Consider the following 12,772-nt stretch of genomic DNA (forward strand, 5'->3'; position numbering starts at 1 on the left):
CACCTCCTTCCCCACCCGCTTCTCCCCCGGCAACTCCCCTCCCCCCCCTCAACGGAAGGCATCGCCATGCCCGTCCTCTCCTCCCGCACCCGACTCGCCACGCTCTCCGCCCTCACCGCGCTCGGCGCCTTCGTCTCCGTGGGCACGGCGACCGCGGCCGCCCCGCAGCTGAACGGTGCCTGGGGCCCCTTCCCCCGCTGCCCCGTCGACGCCCCCGCGATGCTCGCCGCGGACGGCCTGGAGACCTCGCCGCAGTGCGTCTCCTCGTCCTCCGCCAGCGGCTCCATCAAGCTGGGCAACACGACCGTGGTCACCGGCAGGACCGACCTCCAGATCGGCGTCGTCCAGAACCCCGACGGCACCAGCACGGTCGTCGCCCCCGCCGCCGGCTCGCTCATCGCCGACTCCGCCACCGTCCCCGGCGGCCTGCTCGGTCTGATGTGTCCGAGCGACATCCCCTTCATCACCGAGATCTGCAAGCAACTCACGGACGCCAAGCTCAACAAGATCACCGCCACCGTGGAATCGATCGGGACCCCCTCGGACTTCGACCAGATCGCGGGCGTCCTCACCGACATGCCGATCGTCAACATCCCGGTCCGCATCCACCTGCAGAACCCGTTCCTCGGCAGCAACTGCTACATCGGCACCAAGTCCAAGCCGATCATGCTGCGCCCGAGCAACCTCACGTCGCCGTCCTTCGCCGTCGAGCGCTACAACGGCGACGGCTCCCCCAACGAGGAGGGCGACATGAGCCGCCTCAACATCCTCGGCTCCACCCAGGTCGACCGGACCTTCGCCGTCCCCGGCGCCAGCGGCTGCGGCCTCGGGCTGTTCGGCCTGATCGACGGCGCGGTCAACCTCAAGACCGGACTGCCGTCCGCCGCCGGGAAGAACAGCCTCACCCTCAACAACACGCAGACCTATCTGACCGGTCTCTACGCTCCCGGTCTCGTCGCCCCCGACGCCGGAAAGGTGCTGTCCCGGAACTGGCACTCCGCCGTCAAGTAACGGCCAACCAGCGGCGATTCCCGGCCTACTCGGCGACGTACGCCCTCCAGGGACGCCAACTCCTGCGCAAGTTGTGTACAGCACACAGCAGGTGTCCTAGCTTCGGCAGTCCACGTCGGTACGCGCCTGACGGCCCCCGCGGCGCCCGCCCCACCAGGTCGGGCGCCGTCGACCGTCACTCCCCCCACCGGTCGCGCAGGAGAGCAAGGGATCGGTCCATGCCCGCAATCGCACACTCACCGGCCACCGGTGAACCGCTCGACCCGCTCCCCAGGGAGTTCGCCGACCTGATGCGGCCGGAGATCCCCGGACTCATCAAGGAGATAGGCGTGGAGGTCCAGCGGGCCTACCCCGTGTACGCCCACCTCTTCAACGGCCCCCACTCGGACGCGATCCGCCAGGGCGTGGAGCAGGCCCTGGCGGCGTTCGTGGAGCGGGTCGCGGCCCCCGGGACCAACTCCGCCCTCCGGGACGAACTCCTGCGCAAGTTCGGCCGGGTGGAGGCGTACGAGGGTCGTGACCTCGACACCCTGCAGGGCGCCTACCGTCTCGGCGCGCGCATCGCCCTGCGCCGGGCCAAGAGCATCGGGCGCACGTACAACCTCTCCCCCACCCTCATCCTGGCCTTCGCCGACGCCCTCTTCGCCTACGTCGAGGAGCTGGAGAACCTCTCCCGCGAGGGGTACGTCATGGTCCAGGCCCGCGGGACGTCCGACGTGGCGGCCCTGCGCAGACAGCTGCTCCACCTCGTCGTCGCCGGCCCCCCGCTCCCCCGGGCGACGATCGCCGAGCTGTGCCAGGAGGCCTCCTGGCAACTCCCCGCCGAGTGCACCCTCGTCGCCCTCCGCCCGCCGGTCGCCGAACTCGTCCAGGCCGGCCTCGACCGGGACGTCCTCGCCGACCTCGGCCTCCCCCAGCCGCATCTGCTCATCCCCGGCCCCCTCACCGCCGAGCGCCTCTCGATGCTCCGCTCCGCCCTGGCCGGGACGCCCGCCGTCGTCGGTCTGACCGTGCCGCCGGGGCAGGCCGCCCACTCCGTCCGCTGGGCACGGCGCGTCCTCGAACTCATCGACGACGGCGTCGTGGCGGACTCTCCCCTCGTGCACTGCGAGGACCACCTGACAACGTTATGGCTGCTGGCCGATCCCGCTCTCACCGCCCAGCTCGCCCAGCGTGAACTCGCCCCGCTCGACGGCCTGTCCGGCACCCGGCGCGAGCGGCTGATCGAGACCCTGCGCGTCCATGTCTCCACCCGCGCCCCGGCCGAGCAGGTCGGCGAGATGCTGGGCGTGCACGCCCAGACGGTGCGCTACCGCCTGCGCAACCTGGACAACCACTTCGGGGACCGGCTCCTGGACCCCGACCGCCGCTTCGCCCTGGAAGCGGCACTCCGCGCGCTCCACCTCCGGGAGGCGAAGCGCGCGGACTGAGAGCTGCGCCCGGTCGGGTCGGGTCACTCGGGGTCGCGGTCGTAGACGGCCTTGGACCAGAAGTAGCCGAGTGCGGTGAGGGCGAGGCACCAGGCGACGGCGAGCCATCCGTTGTGCCCGATCCCGGTGCCGAGGAGCAGACCTCGCAGGGTCTCGATGGCGGGGGTGAAGGGCTGGTACTCGGCGATGGGCTGGAACCAGCCCGGCATCGTGTCGGCCGGGATGAAGGCGCTGGAGATGAACGGCAGGAGGATCAGCGGCATGGCCATGTTGCTGGCCGCCTCCGGGTTCGGACTGGCCATGCCCATCCCGACCGCGATCCAGGTGAGCGCCAGGGCGAACAGCGCGAGCAGTCCGAACGCCGCCAGCCACTCCAGGGCCGTGGCGTCGCTGGACCGGAAGCCGATGGCCACGGCGACGGCACCGACGAGGACCAGGCTGGCGAGCACCTGGAGCACGCTGCCGACGACGTGCCCGATGAGCAGGGAGCCGCGGTGGATCGCCATCGTGCGGAAGCGGGCGATGAGGCCCTCGTTCATGTCCATGGAGACGGCGATCGCGGCTCCGATCACGGTGCTGCCGATGGTCACCGTCAGCAGGCCCGGGACGATGTAGGCGATGTACTCGGAGCGGTCGGCGCCGCCGCCACCGATGCCCGCGCTCATGACGTCTCCGAAGATGTAGACGAAGAGCAGCAGCAGGACGATCGGGGTGAGGAGCAGGTTGAGCGTCATGGACGGGTAGCGGCGGGCGTGGAGGAGGTTGCGGCGGAGCATCGTGGTGGTGTCGCGGGCGGCGAGGGCGAGGGTGCTCATCGGGTGGCCTCCTGGGGCGGGTTGTGCTGGGTGGGGACGGTGGCGGTGAGGGCGAAGAAGACGTCGTCGAGGTCGGGGGTGTGGACGGTGAGTTCGTCGGCTTCGATGTGGGCGGCGTCGAGGCGGTCGAGGATGGTGCGCAGGTTGCGCTGGCTGCCGTCGGAGGGGAGTTGGAGGGTGAGGTCGTCGTCGTGGCGGGTGGCGTCCTGGAGGGTGGTGGCGGCGGTGCGGTAGGTGGCGGGGGTGGTGAAGCGGAGGCGGACGTGGCCGCCCGGGACGAGGCGTTTGAGTTGTTCGGCGGTGCCTTCGGCGGCGATGGTGCCGTGGTGGAGGACGGCGATCCGGTCGGCGAGCTGGTCGGCTTCCTCGAGGTACTGGGTGGTGAGGAAGACGGTGACGCCGGTGGTGACGAGTTCGCGGATGATCTGCCACATGGTGTGGCGGGAGCGGGGGTCGAGGCCGGTGGTGGGTTCGTCGAGGAAGATCACGCGGGGGTCGCCGACGAGGGTCATGGCGATGTCGAGGCGTCGTTTCATGCCGCCGGAGTAGGTGGAGGCGGGCTTCCTGGCGGCGTCGGCGAGGTCGAAACGGGCGAGGAGTTCGGCGGTGACGCGGCGGCCCTCGGCTCTGGGCAGGTGGTGCAGGTCGGCCATGAGGAGCATGTTCTCCTCGCCGGTGATCAGTCCGTCGACGGCGGAGAACTGCCCGGTGACGCCGATCGCGCCACGCACGGCCTGGGGGGCGGTGGCGAGGTCGTGGCCGGCGACCTGCGCCTGTCCGCCGTCGGCGGTGACGAGGGTGGAGAGGATCTTCACGACGGTGGTCTTGCCGGCACCGTTCGGACCGAGCAGCGCGAACACCGACCCGGCCGGGATGCGCAGGTCGATGCCGTCGAGGACGGTCTTGTCGCCGTAGGACTTGCGCAGTCCGAGGGCGGAGACGGCGACCGGGGAGCCGTCCCCCGGGCCAGAGATGGGCATGGGCATGACAGAAGAAGGCATGGAGCCCTCCGTTCGAAGGTGGGAGCGGGCGGAAGGACGGGCGGGTGAGGGGCTGACGCTCAGACCTTGGCGCGGCGAACGTCGATGTTGCCCCAGCGGGTACGGGCACGGATCCTGACGGTCTCCTCCGTGTCCTGCGGGGTGTCGGAGGCGGCGAGCGTGTTGCGCACCTGCCCCCGGTCGGAGCTGACGTCGAGCCAGGCGGCGGTGCCCTCGCGGATGCCGACCTCGATGGAGCCGTATGACGTCTCCAACTGAACGGTGTCGCGGGCCACTTCGGCCACACGGAGGGCGCCATGGGCGGTGGTGGCGGTGACCGCCGCCTCGGCGCGGCCGATCTCGATGTCACCGTTGGCCCCGCTCACCCTCAGGTCGCCGGTCGCGACGCCGACGGTTGTGGTGCCGTGCGAGTTCTTCAGGACGGCTGCGCCGTCGACGAGGCCGACGCGCAGCCTGCCGGAGCTGGTGGTGATCTCGGCCGCGCCGTAGACGCGGTCGACGACGATGGACCCGTGCGAGGCGTTCAGGTACAGCGGCCCGGTGGTGTCGAGGCGGACGTCCCCGGACGAGGTCTTCACATGGACCTCACCGAGCCGGCCCTCGCCGAGCACCTGGGCCCAGGCGCCGGTCATGTCCACGCGCGAGCCCGTGGGCAGCTCGACCGTCACGTCGACGACGCCGGTGCGGCCGAGGCCGAGCAGCGTGGACTTGGGCGTCCTGACGGTCAGTACGCCACCGGCGTACGCGATCTCGGTCCGCTCGGCCGCCCGCACGTCCTGGTCCTTCTTCGGGTCACGCGGCCGCACCTCGACGAGGGTGTCGACGCGGTCACCGGCGGAGAACCGGATGGCGCCGCCTTCCACGTGGGCGGTGACGGAGATCGCTTCAGGGGTGTCGAAAGAAGGCATGGCTGTCCCGTCCTCTTGGGTCATCAGGGCGTCCCCGCTGGTGGGACGTGGTGTGAGGTGAGGTGGCGCGGACCGGGTGCGGCTAGCGCACCCAGCCCGTGATGCTCTGGCCGATGGTCTGGGCCCGCTCGGTCGTACGCGGCCGGGTGCCACCGTCGACCGCGGCCGAGACGGCGCGCACCAGCCACGCGTTGACCGACAGGCCCTCGCGGGCCGCGGCCTCCTCGGCACGGGCCTTGAGGTGGGCCGGCAGACGCAGGTTGACGCGGGCGGTGCCGCCCTCGTCGCCCTCGGCGGAAGCCGGTGCCGGGAGCGGTTCGGCGGGCGCGGCCGGCTCCGCGTGGCCGCCGGCGTCGGTGGACGGCAGCGTCACCACGAAGTCGGGGTCGAGTCCGCGCAGCCGTACGTCGACGGAACCGGGGGCGAGTTCACGGGTGATCTCGTCCGTCGCGGCGGAGAGCACATGGAGCATGGTCAGCCGGGCCGCCGACTCCAGTGGCGCGGTGAGCCGCTCGGCGAGCGCGCGCGCTTCGTCCCCGCCGGCTTCGGCGGCCACCGCGAGTTCGCGGCGGAGGGTGTCGACATACGGGGTGAGGTCCATGACGCCATCATGGCACCGCAATGGCGCCACATGCAAGCCTGTGGCGCCACTTGGCACCACATGGCACCGGGGCGGCACCACCGGGCGTCACACGTACTCGACTACGGCAGGACGGGGGGCGGGCTCGAACCCGCGAACCCCTCACCCCGGAGTGATCAGCCGACTACCGTACGGACATGCCGCGCTTGCCTGCCGCGGTCACACGAGGAGGGATCCTGTGTCGTCGCCCTGTGACCCCATGTACGCCCCGGCCGGCGATGTCGGTGCGGCGCTCATGATGATCGATTCCCAGCTCAAGGCCGTCTACGACGGAAGGACCGAGGCCGATCCCGAACAGCGGAAGCTGGTCGAACAGCTCACGACATCCATGGGCCCCACCGGGGTCGACGACGTGCTGGACGGCGCGTGCACGATCATCTTCATGTTCATGAAGTGGCTGCGGATGGCCTACGAGGACCACGACAGGGACGTCATCGAGTACGTCGTGCCCAACCTCGTGGCCTCGATGCGCATGATGCCGAGGAGCATCCGCCCCGAGACCATCCCCACGATGGCGGGCCTCGTCGTCGCGGCGGGCACCGGGCTGAGCCCCAGCCTGTGGCGTCGGCAGTACGGCGACTGGACCACGGAGGAGATGAACCCCCTGGAGGCCACCGCCTTCCTGCTCGCGGAGCACATCAACCGGCTCACCGACGACCGCCAGTTCGCCACCCGTCTGATCACCGAGGCGCTGTCCCGGGCGGAGGAGAGCTGAACCCACGGCCGGGGCCGGGCCGCCCGGGACTTCCCCGCGCGGCCCGGCCCCGTGCCCCCGTTCCCGGCTCGGAGGAAGCGGTCAGCCCACGTACTTGTCGGCGGCGTACAGGGCCTGGTCGAGGATGGCCAGGCCCTCTCGGGCCTCCTCGTCGGTGATGGTGCACGGGGGGACGACGTGGATGCGGTTGTAGTTGTACACCGGCCACATGCCGCCCTCCTTGCACGCGGCGACCACCTCGTCCACGGGGCGGGCCAGTTCGCCGCCGGCGGCGTACGGGACGAGCATCTCGCGGGTCTCCCGGTCACGGACCAGCTCCACGGCCCAGAAGACGCCGAGTCCGCGCACCTCGCCGACCGACGGATGCCGGTCCGCGATCTCGCGCAGGCCCGGGCCGATGACCTCCGCCCCGACCCTCGCGGCGTTCTCGTTGATGCCCTCCTCCCGCATCGCGGTGATGGTGGCCACCGCGGCCGCGCACGCCAGGGGGTGGCCGGAGTAGGTGAGGCCGCCGGGGTAGGGCATCTCGCGGAAGGTCTCGTGCACGGCGTCGGAGAGGATGACCCCGCCGAGCGGCACGTAACCGGAGTTGACTCCCTTGGCGAAGGTGATCAGGTCCGGGGTGACGTCCCAGTGGTCGACGGCGAACCAGGCGCCGGTGCGGCCGAAGCCGGACATGACCTCGTCCGCGATGTAGAGGATCCCGTACCGGTCGCAGAGCGCCCGGACGCCGGCGAGGTAGCCCGGCGGGGGGACGAGGATCCCGGCGGTGCCGACGACCGTCTCCAGGACGATCGCCGCGATCGTGGACGGCCCCTCGAACGCGATGACCTGCTCGAGGTGGGCGAGGGCGCGCTCGCACTCCTCGGCCTCCGTGGTCGCGTGGAAGTGCGAGCGGTAGAGGTAGGGGCCGAAGAAGTGGGCGACGTTCCCCGACGTGCTGCCGGAGTTCTCGTTCGCCCAGCGGCGCGGGTCGCCGGTGAGGCTGATCGCGGTCGCCGTCCCGCCGTGGTAGGAGCGGTACGCGGAGAGGACCTTGGGACGTCCGGTGTGGAGCCTGGCCATGCGGACGGCGTGTTCGTTGGCCTCGGCCCCGCCGTTGGTGAAGAACACCCGGTTGAGGTCGCCCGGCGCGATCTCCGCTATCAGCCGGGCGGCCTCGCCGCGCCGGTCGTTGGCGAAGGTCGAGGCGATCATGCAGATCCGGTCGGCCTGCTCCTTGATGGCGGCGACGACCTTGGGGTGGGCGTGTCCGATGTTCAGGTTGATGAACTGCGAGGAGAAGTCGAGGTAGCGCCTGCCCTCGTAGTCCCAGAAGTGACGCCCCTCGCCCCCGGCGACCGGTATCGGGTTCACGGCACCCTGCGCGGCCCAGGAATGGAACAGGTGGGCCCGGTCGTCGGCGACGACGCGCGCGCCCGCCTCCGGGTCGGGCAGACCGGCGGGGACGGGGGCGGCGGAGCCGGATGCGGTGCTCGTCATGGGTACCTCGATCGATGGTTGGGAGAACGATGTGCGAGAGGGGTCGGGGGGCGGGAGCCGGCGGTCGGCGGCCGGCGGCCGACCGGGGAACAGGGATCTCTCCTTGCCGACGAAATGGTGGATGTCGGCGTGGACCGCCGCCATCCGGCTGCGCGACGGGGCCCCCTCGGCCTCGCGCAGCAGCGCGGCCTGGCGGCGCAGTACCGGTCCGGAGAAGGGCAGGTTCCCGCTGCTCCCGTACCGGACCGCGCCGTGGGCGTCGCGACGCGGCACGATCGCGGAGCGGGCGTGGACGCTGGCGCTGAACGGGATGTCGAGCCTGCCGTCCCGGAAGGCCCGCTCGATCCCCTCGAAGAGGACGTCGGCCGCGAGGACCGGCTCGACGAGTTCGGCCACCTCGCGCTCGATCCAGTGCTGTTCCTCCGCCACGCGGTCCTCGTCCACGCGGACGAAGTCCAGCAGGTCCGACGCCCCGAAGATCGCGGTGCGCAGTCCGGAGGCGTTCGCGGCGGCGTCGGGGATCCCCCGCGCCTCCTGCACCGTCTTGGTGATCACCTTGGTGGCGCCGCCGAGCCGGGCGGTCAGACCGCCCAGCAGGATCAGCCCGCCGGCGAACTCGTGGGTGGTGGGGAACACGCCCATGAACTCGTGGAGGACGGGATACACCTCCACGTCCGGGCCGAGGTAGCGGCGGGCCAGGGTGCGCGTCGCCCGCAGGGCCGCGATGTCCTGGTGGGCCTCCCCGCTCTGGGGATAGGCGATCGACAGGCAGCGGACGCCTTCCGCGACGGCGGCGACCCCTTCCAGGAGCGTCATGGCGAGGCTCACCGACGGCGGGACGAGCACGGCGGTGAGCGTCCCGAAGAGCTCCCGGTCGACGACGACTCCGGAGCGGGCCAGCGCGCCGCACACGGCGTCGACCCGCTGCCACGCGCGCAGGGAGCGGGCCAGCGGAACGTCCTTGGAGTAGGGCAGGTTGTAGCCGATGCCGCCGCCCTCGAAGGAGGTGATGCCCGACGCCAGGGAGACGGCGAACAGTTCGCGCGGGTCGGGTGAACCGTGGCGCACCTCCAGGGGCACGCCCACCGTCCCGACGAGCTGCCGGCCCCGTCGCCACCCGTGGGTGACCAGCGGATAGCCGTTGAGTTCGGCCGGGTCGCGGAGCAGGACGTCACGCGCCGCGCGGAACTTCCGCAGCCGGGTGTGGGAGTCGATGGTGACGGACAGGATGTCCGGTCCCGCGCCCTCCAGTTCGCGCAGGAGCTTCCTCATCGGCGTGTGCCCGCCCACCCCGCAGCGCGGTTGCACGGCGGGGCGCCCCCGCGCCTCCGCGGCACGCAGCACGTCGACCACCCGTGGCAGGCGCGGTGAGGCGAGGTGGGCCAGGACGTCGGACCAGTCGGGAAGCGAGGCGGCGACGTCCGGGGCGAGTTCGAGTGCGTCGAGCTCAGTCATGCTGGAGTTCGGCCGCCTTGCCCGTGCTCCGCAGCCGGTCGAGCAGCAGCACGATCTCGTTGCCGTCGGTCAGGATGTGGTCGACCCCCAGGTCCCGGAGGCGCCGCAGGTCCGCGTCGGTCGTGCGGCTGCCGACGGACAGGTTGCCCCCGACGACGACGGGCGGGTGGAGCCGGCCCGCGGCCCGCAGTGCCGGCAGCTCGCGGAGGTCGTGGTGGGCGTGACCGTTGAGGCTGCCGATGAGCACGGCCTCGGCCTGCGGGTGTGCGTCCACCGCGTCGGCGAAGTCGCCGAGCGGGGTGCAGACGCCGAGGTTGACCACGATGAAGCCGTAGTCCCGCAGTTGGAGGGCGATGAGCTGGTTGGCGACGGCGTGGGCGTCGCTCTCGGCGACGCCGAGGACGACGAGGCGTTCGCCCCGGCCTGGCAGCGCGTGCATCGGCAGTTTCCTCTCGGATTCCGGTGTCCTGGGGACCCGTGGGTGGTCGGTCAGTCCTCGAACGCCATGAACAGCGCCCGGTGGTTGACCTCGGCGAGGCGTTCGGGGTCGAACTCCTCGGGATCGGCCGTCCGCAGCGAGTCGAGGACGTGGTCGACGGCCGGGACGAGACCCCACACCTCGTGGTACGGGGGCCAGCCGGGCGCTCCCCGGCGGTGGTCCTCCTCCCTCGCGAAGAGGTACGAGGCCCATTCCCGGCTCATGGGATGGCGGTGGTGGTAGTCGTGCACGACCGTGTCCCCGGTGAGGATCAGGTAGCGGGTGGGGAAGTGGACGAACAGCAGACGGAACCACCAGCGCGCCCAGAGGGCGTGGCGCCGCAGCGCCGGCAGCCGCGGCGAGGGCGCGGGCTCCCCGACGAAGATCGCGTTGGTGAGGCTCGCGAAGTACGCCCGGCCGCGGCGGGGGGCCTGGCCCGGTTGCGGGAAGCTGTGCTTCACACAGAGCCGGAAGACGTTGCTGATCTGGAAGAACAGGGTCATCGGGAGGACCCAGGCGACGAGGACCGGCACCCACAGGTCGAGCCGGGTGACGAGCGCGGCGAGGAGCGCGTACCCCAGGGTGGTGCCGACCCGCCAGGCGGGCGGGGCGTAGGTGTAGTACGAGCGGATCCGGGCGACCAGGAAGCGGGCGTGGAACCAGGGGGAGACGCAGACGCCCAGCACCCTGCGCCACATCCGGCCGCGGCTCATGCCGGGCCGCAGCTTCAGCGTCACCAGGAAGGCCTGGACGGTCGGGTCCCGGGTCGTCATGTGGTGCAGGGCGTGGTGGTCGCCGACGTGCTCGGCGCTGTAGCGGTCGAAGTCCTGGATCATGAGCGCCGCGGCGATGAGCCGGCCCACCAGTACGTCACGATTCCGCTTGCGCCACATGTTCTGGTGGGCGCACTGGTGGTAGATCATCATCCGCAGGTTGCGGGCGCCGTGCAGGGCCGCGGCCCAGCCGGGCACCAGCAGCACGAGGAGCGCGCCGCCGGCGGCGAGCCCGGTCGCGCCGAGGGCCACGCCGAGCACGCACGAGACGAGGGCGTTCACCAGGTGCCGGGTGGGCGTGTGGCGGACGGGGCGCTGCCCCGCGTACGGCCGGCCGGTCAGCAGGGTGAGCGGCGCGGCGAAGACACGCGGCAGCACCTGCATGGATTCGCGTACGGGGTCCGGCTCGCCGGAGCCGGCCGCGGGCACCGTGCGCGGGGCGTTCACGTCGGACATTGCCGGTCTCTCTCCACTGGTCTCTCCCGGGGCGTGCGGCGCGGTGTCACGCGTGCTCTCCGGTCCGCAGCTCCTCGGCGGCGGCGAGGAGGTCGTCCAGGACGTGGTCGAGCTGCTCCGGGGTGGTCTCCGGGTTGAGCAGCATGAGCTTCAGGTAGACGCGGCTGACGCCGTCCTCGCCCGTGATGTGGGTGCGGGCGATGAGGGAGCGGCCCTCCTCCATGAGGCGGCGGCGCAGGCGCCCGTTGAACGCGTCGGCCTCCGCGTCGCCGCCCCGCGGCGGGAGGTGGCGGAAGAGCACCGAGGTGAGCGGCGGCTCGGCGAACAGCTCCAGGCGGGCCTCGCGGTCGATCCGCTCCGCCGCGTACCGGGCGAGGTCGTGGCAGGTGTCCACCATGGCCGCCATGGTCCTGGCGCCGAGGGTGCGCATGGTGACCGCGATCTTCAGCGCGTCGGACCGGCGGGTGGTCTGCAGGGAGCTGCCCTGGAGGCCGATGAAGCCGGCGCAGGTGTCGTCGTCCGCGCTGAGGCAGGTGGTGGGCTGGAGCCCGAAGGACAGCAGCGTCTCGGCCCGGCGGACCAGGAGCACGGCCGAGGAGGCCGGGGACCAGCCGAACTTGTGCAGGTCGACCGTGATCGAGTCGGCCTCGGCCAGGCCGTCGAGGAGGCCGCGGAGCCGGGGGGAGAAGAGGGCTCCGGCGCCGTACGCCGCGTCGGCGTGCAGCCAGACGCCGTGGCGGCGGGCGACGGCCGCGAGTTCCGGCAGCGGGTCGACGATGCCGAGGTCGGTGGAGCCGGCCACGGCGACCATGGCGACGGCGATCCTGTCCTCGGGCAGCTCACGGAGGATGCGGTCGGCCTCCTCGGGGATCATCCGGCCGGCCTTGTCCACCGGGACGGTGACGATGTTCTCCTCGCCTATGCCGAGGAGGCGCACCGCCCGCTCTATGGAGAAGTGGACGCCGACGGGGCAGAGCACCACGGGCTGGCCGGCGCAGGCGCGCATCCCGCCGAGGAAGGGGTACTCGCCGGTCTTCTCCGCGAGGACGGTGTCGCGGGCCATGGTCATCGCCATGAGGTTGGACACGCTGCCGCCGGGTGTGAGGGTGCCTCCCGCCTCCTCGGGGTCGTAGCCGGCCAGCTCGGCCAGCCGGGCGACGACCCAGCGGTCGAGCTCCAGGGCGAAGGGGCCGCTCTCCCAGGCGTGGAGGGACTGGTTGAGCACGGCGGCGACCAGTTCGGCGACGGCGGCGGCGTCGATCGGGGGCGGCTGCATACGGGCGAGGGCGGCCGGGTGGGTGAGGTCGGCCGACCACTGCGCGTACGGACGGATCAGATCGGACAGGACCGTCTCGGGCGCGCTGCCGTCCTCCGGGAGGAGGGGGCCGCTCAGTGCCTCCCGGGCGGCGGCTCTGGCGCCTTCGGGGCCGCCGGGCGCCACCGGTCCCGTGCGCTGTGCCGACACTTCCTGGAGGATGTCGAGGGCCGCGTTCATCAGGGTCCGGACGCTCTCCAGACCGGCGGCGGTACCTGCGGTCCGGAACTGGGGTCCGGGTGCGGACGTGGACACGAGGGGTCTCCTCTGCGATGGGGGTGTGCCGCGCTCGG

11 protein-coding genes and 1 pseudogene are annotated in these 12,772 nt (G+C 71.9%); 3 read left to right on the forward strand and 9 right to left on the reverse strand.

Annotated elements, in window-relative coordinates:
• Window positions 1-66: 66 nt before the first annotated feature.
• Window positions 67-1,011: a hypothetical protein gene (locus ACFWV2_RS07295; protein WP_384402992.1), complete on the forward strand. Its 945-nt coding sequence runs from the start codon at window positions 67-69 to the stop codon at window positions 1,009-1,011.
• A gap of 218 nt (window positions 1,012-1,229) precedes the next feature.
• Window positions 1,230-2,441, forward strand: coding sequence for a helix-turn-helix domain-containing protein (locus ACFWV2_RS07300; protein ID WP_384402995.1), 1,212 nt, complete (start codon window positions 1,230-1,232; stop codon window positions 2,439-2,441).
• A 23-nt stretch (window positions 2,442-2,464) separates the two neighbouring features.
• On the opposite strand, the gene ACFWV2_RS07305 is transcribed toward ACFWV2_RS07300, so the two are convergent.
• From ACFWV2_RS07305 to ACFWV2_RS07320, 4 genes are all read right to left on the reverse strand, one after another.
• Window positions 2,465-3,256: an ABC transporter permease gene (locus ACFWV2_RS07305; protein ID WP_384402998.1), complete on the reverse strand. Its 792-nt coding sequence runs from the start codon at window positions 3,254-3,256 to the stop codon at window positions 2,465-2,467.
• Window positions 3,253-4,236, reverse strand: coding sequence for an ATP-binding cassette domain-containing protein (locus tag ACFWV2_RS07310; RefSeq protein WP_384403001.1), 984 nt, complete (start codon window positions 4,234-4,236; stop codon window positions 3,253-3,255). Before ACFWV2_RS07310 ends, ACFWV2_RS07305 begins: the two co-directional genes overlap by 4 nt.
• Before the next feature lie 80 nt (window positions 4,237-4,316).
• Window positions 4,317-5,165: a DUF4097 domain-containing protein gene (locus tag ACFWV2_RS07315; RefSeq protein WP_384403004.1), complete on the reverse strand. Its 849-nt coding sequence runs from the start codon at window positions 5,163-5,165 to the stop codon at window positions 4,317-4,319.
• 82 nt (window positions 5,166-5,247) lie between these two features.
• The gene (locus ACFWV2_RS07320) at window positions 5,248-5,766 is read right to left on the reverse strand and encodes a toxin-antitoxin system HicB family antitoxin (protein WP_384403007.1); all 519 of its coding nucleotides are present in this window, start codon (window positions 5,764-5,766) and stop codon (window positions 5,248-5,250) included.
• A 217-nt stretch (window positions 5,767-5,983) separates the two neighbouring features.
• Here ACFWV2_RS07320 and ACFWV2_RS07325 point away from each other — a divergent pair, with 217 nt between their 5' ends.
• Window positions 5,984-6,520, forward strand: a complete 537-nt coding sequence (locus ACFWV2_RS07325; RefSeq protein WP_384403009.1) for a hypothetical protein — start codon at window positions 5,984-5,986, stop codon at window positions 6,518-6,520.
• A gap of 81 nt (window positions 6,521-6,601) precedes the next feature.
• On the opposite strand, the gene ACFWV2_RS07330 is transcribed toward ACFWV2_RS07325, so the two are convergent.
• The 5 genes and pseudogenes from ACFWV2_RS07330 to ACFWV2_RS07350 all read right to left on the reverse strand — a co-directional run bounded on the left by ACFWV2_RS07330 (window position 6,602) and on the right by ACFWV2_RS07350 (window position 12,734).
• Window positions 6,602-8,002: an aspartate aminotransferase family protein gene (locus ACFWV2_RS07330; protein ID WP_384403280.1), complete on the reverse strand. Its 1,401-nt coding sequence runs from the start codon at window positions 8,000-8,002 to the stop codon at window positions 6,602-6,604.
• Between the two features lie 180 nt (window positions 8,003-8,182).
• Window positions 8,183-9,457 (reverse strand): annotated as a pseudogene (locus ACFWV2_RS07335) (methylaspartate mutase); the annotation flags it as partial.
• Complete coding sequence (locus ACFWV2_RS07340) at window positions 9,450-9,896, reverse strand: cobalamin-dependent protein (protein ID WP_384403012.1); 447 nt, start codon at window positions 9,894-9,896, stop codon at window positions 9,450-9,452. The gene ACFWV2_RS07340 and the pseudogene ACFWV2_RS07335, both read right to left, overlap by 8 nt.
• Window positions 9,897-9,946: 50 nt before the next feature.
• On the reverse strand, window positions 9,947-11,164 hold the full coding sequence (locus ACFWV2_RS07345; protein WP_384403015.1) for a fatty acid desaturase: 1,218 nt from the start codon (window positions 11,162-11,164) through the stop codon (window positions 9,947-9,949).
• A 46-nt stretch (window positions 11,165-11,210) separates the two neighbouring features.
• The gene (locus tag ACFWV2_RS07350; protein ID WP_384403019.1) at window positions 11,211-12,734 is read right to left on the reverse strand and encodes a pyridoxal phosphate-dependent decarboxylase family protein; all 1,524 of its coding nucleotides are present in this window, start codon (window positions 12,732-12,734) and stop codon (window positions 11,211-11,213) included.
• Between the last annotated feature and the right edge of the window lie 38 nt (window positions 12,735-12,772).

The organism is Streptomyces sp. NPDC058671, from assembly GCF_042716475.1.
In the GTDB taxonomy this organism is placed as follows: Bacteria; Actinomycetota; Actinomycetes; order Streptomycetales; family Streptomycetaceae; genus Streptomyces.

Excerpts from the sequence above, each read along its gene's own strand:
- ACFWV2_RS07300 (WP_384402995.1), top strand. The coding sequence starts at position 1,230 with ATGCCCGCAATCGCACACTCACCGGCCACCGGTGAACCGCTCGACCCG.
- ACFWV2_RS07330 (WP_384403280.1), bottom strand. The coding sequence starts at position 8,002 with ATGACGAGCACCGCATCCGGCTCCGCCGCCCCCGTCCCCGCCGGTCTG.
- ACFWV2_RS07345 (WP_384403015.1), bottom strand. The coding sequence starts at position 11,164 with ATGTCCGACGTGAACGCCCCGCGCACGGTGCCCGCGGCCGGCTCCGGC.
- ACFWV2_RS07305 (WP_384402998.1), bottom strand. The coding sequence starts at position 3,256 with ATGAGCACCCTCGCCCTCGCCGCCCGCGACACCACCACGATGCTCCGC.
- ACFWV2_RS07340 (WP_384403012.1), bottom strand. The coding sequence starts at position 9,896 with ATGCACGCGCTGCCAGGCCGGGGCGAACGCCTCGTCGTCCTCGGCGTC.
- ACFWV2_RS07295 (WP_384402992.1), top strand. The coding sequence starts at position 67 with ATGCCCGTCCTCTCCTCCCGCACCCGACTCGCCACGCTCTCCGCCCTC.
- ACFWV2_RS07320 (WP_384403007.1), bottom strand. The coding sequence starts at position 5,766 with ATGGACCTCACCCCGTATGTCGACACCCTCCGCCGCGAACTCGCGGTG.
- ACFWV2_RS07310 (WP_384403001.1), bottom strand. The coding sequence starts at position 4,236 with ATGCCCATCTCTGGCCCGGGGGACGGCTCCCCGGTCGCCGTCTCCGCC.
- ACFWV2_RS07315 (WP_384403004.1), bottom strand. The coding sequence starts at position 5,165 with ATGCCTTCTTTCGACACCCCTGAAGCGATCTCCGTCACCGCCCACGTG.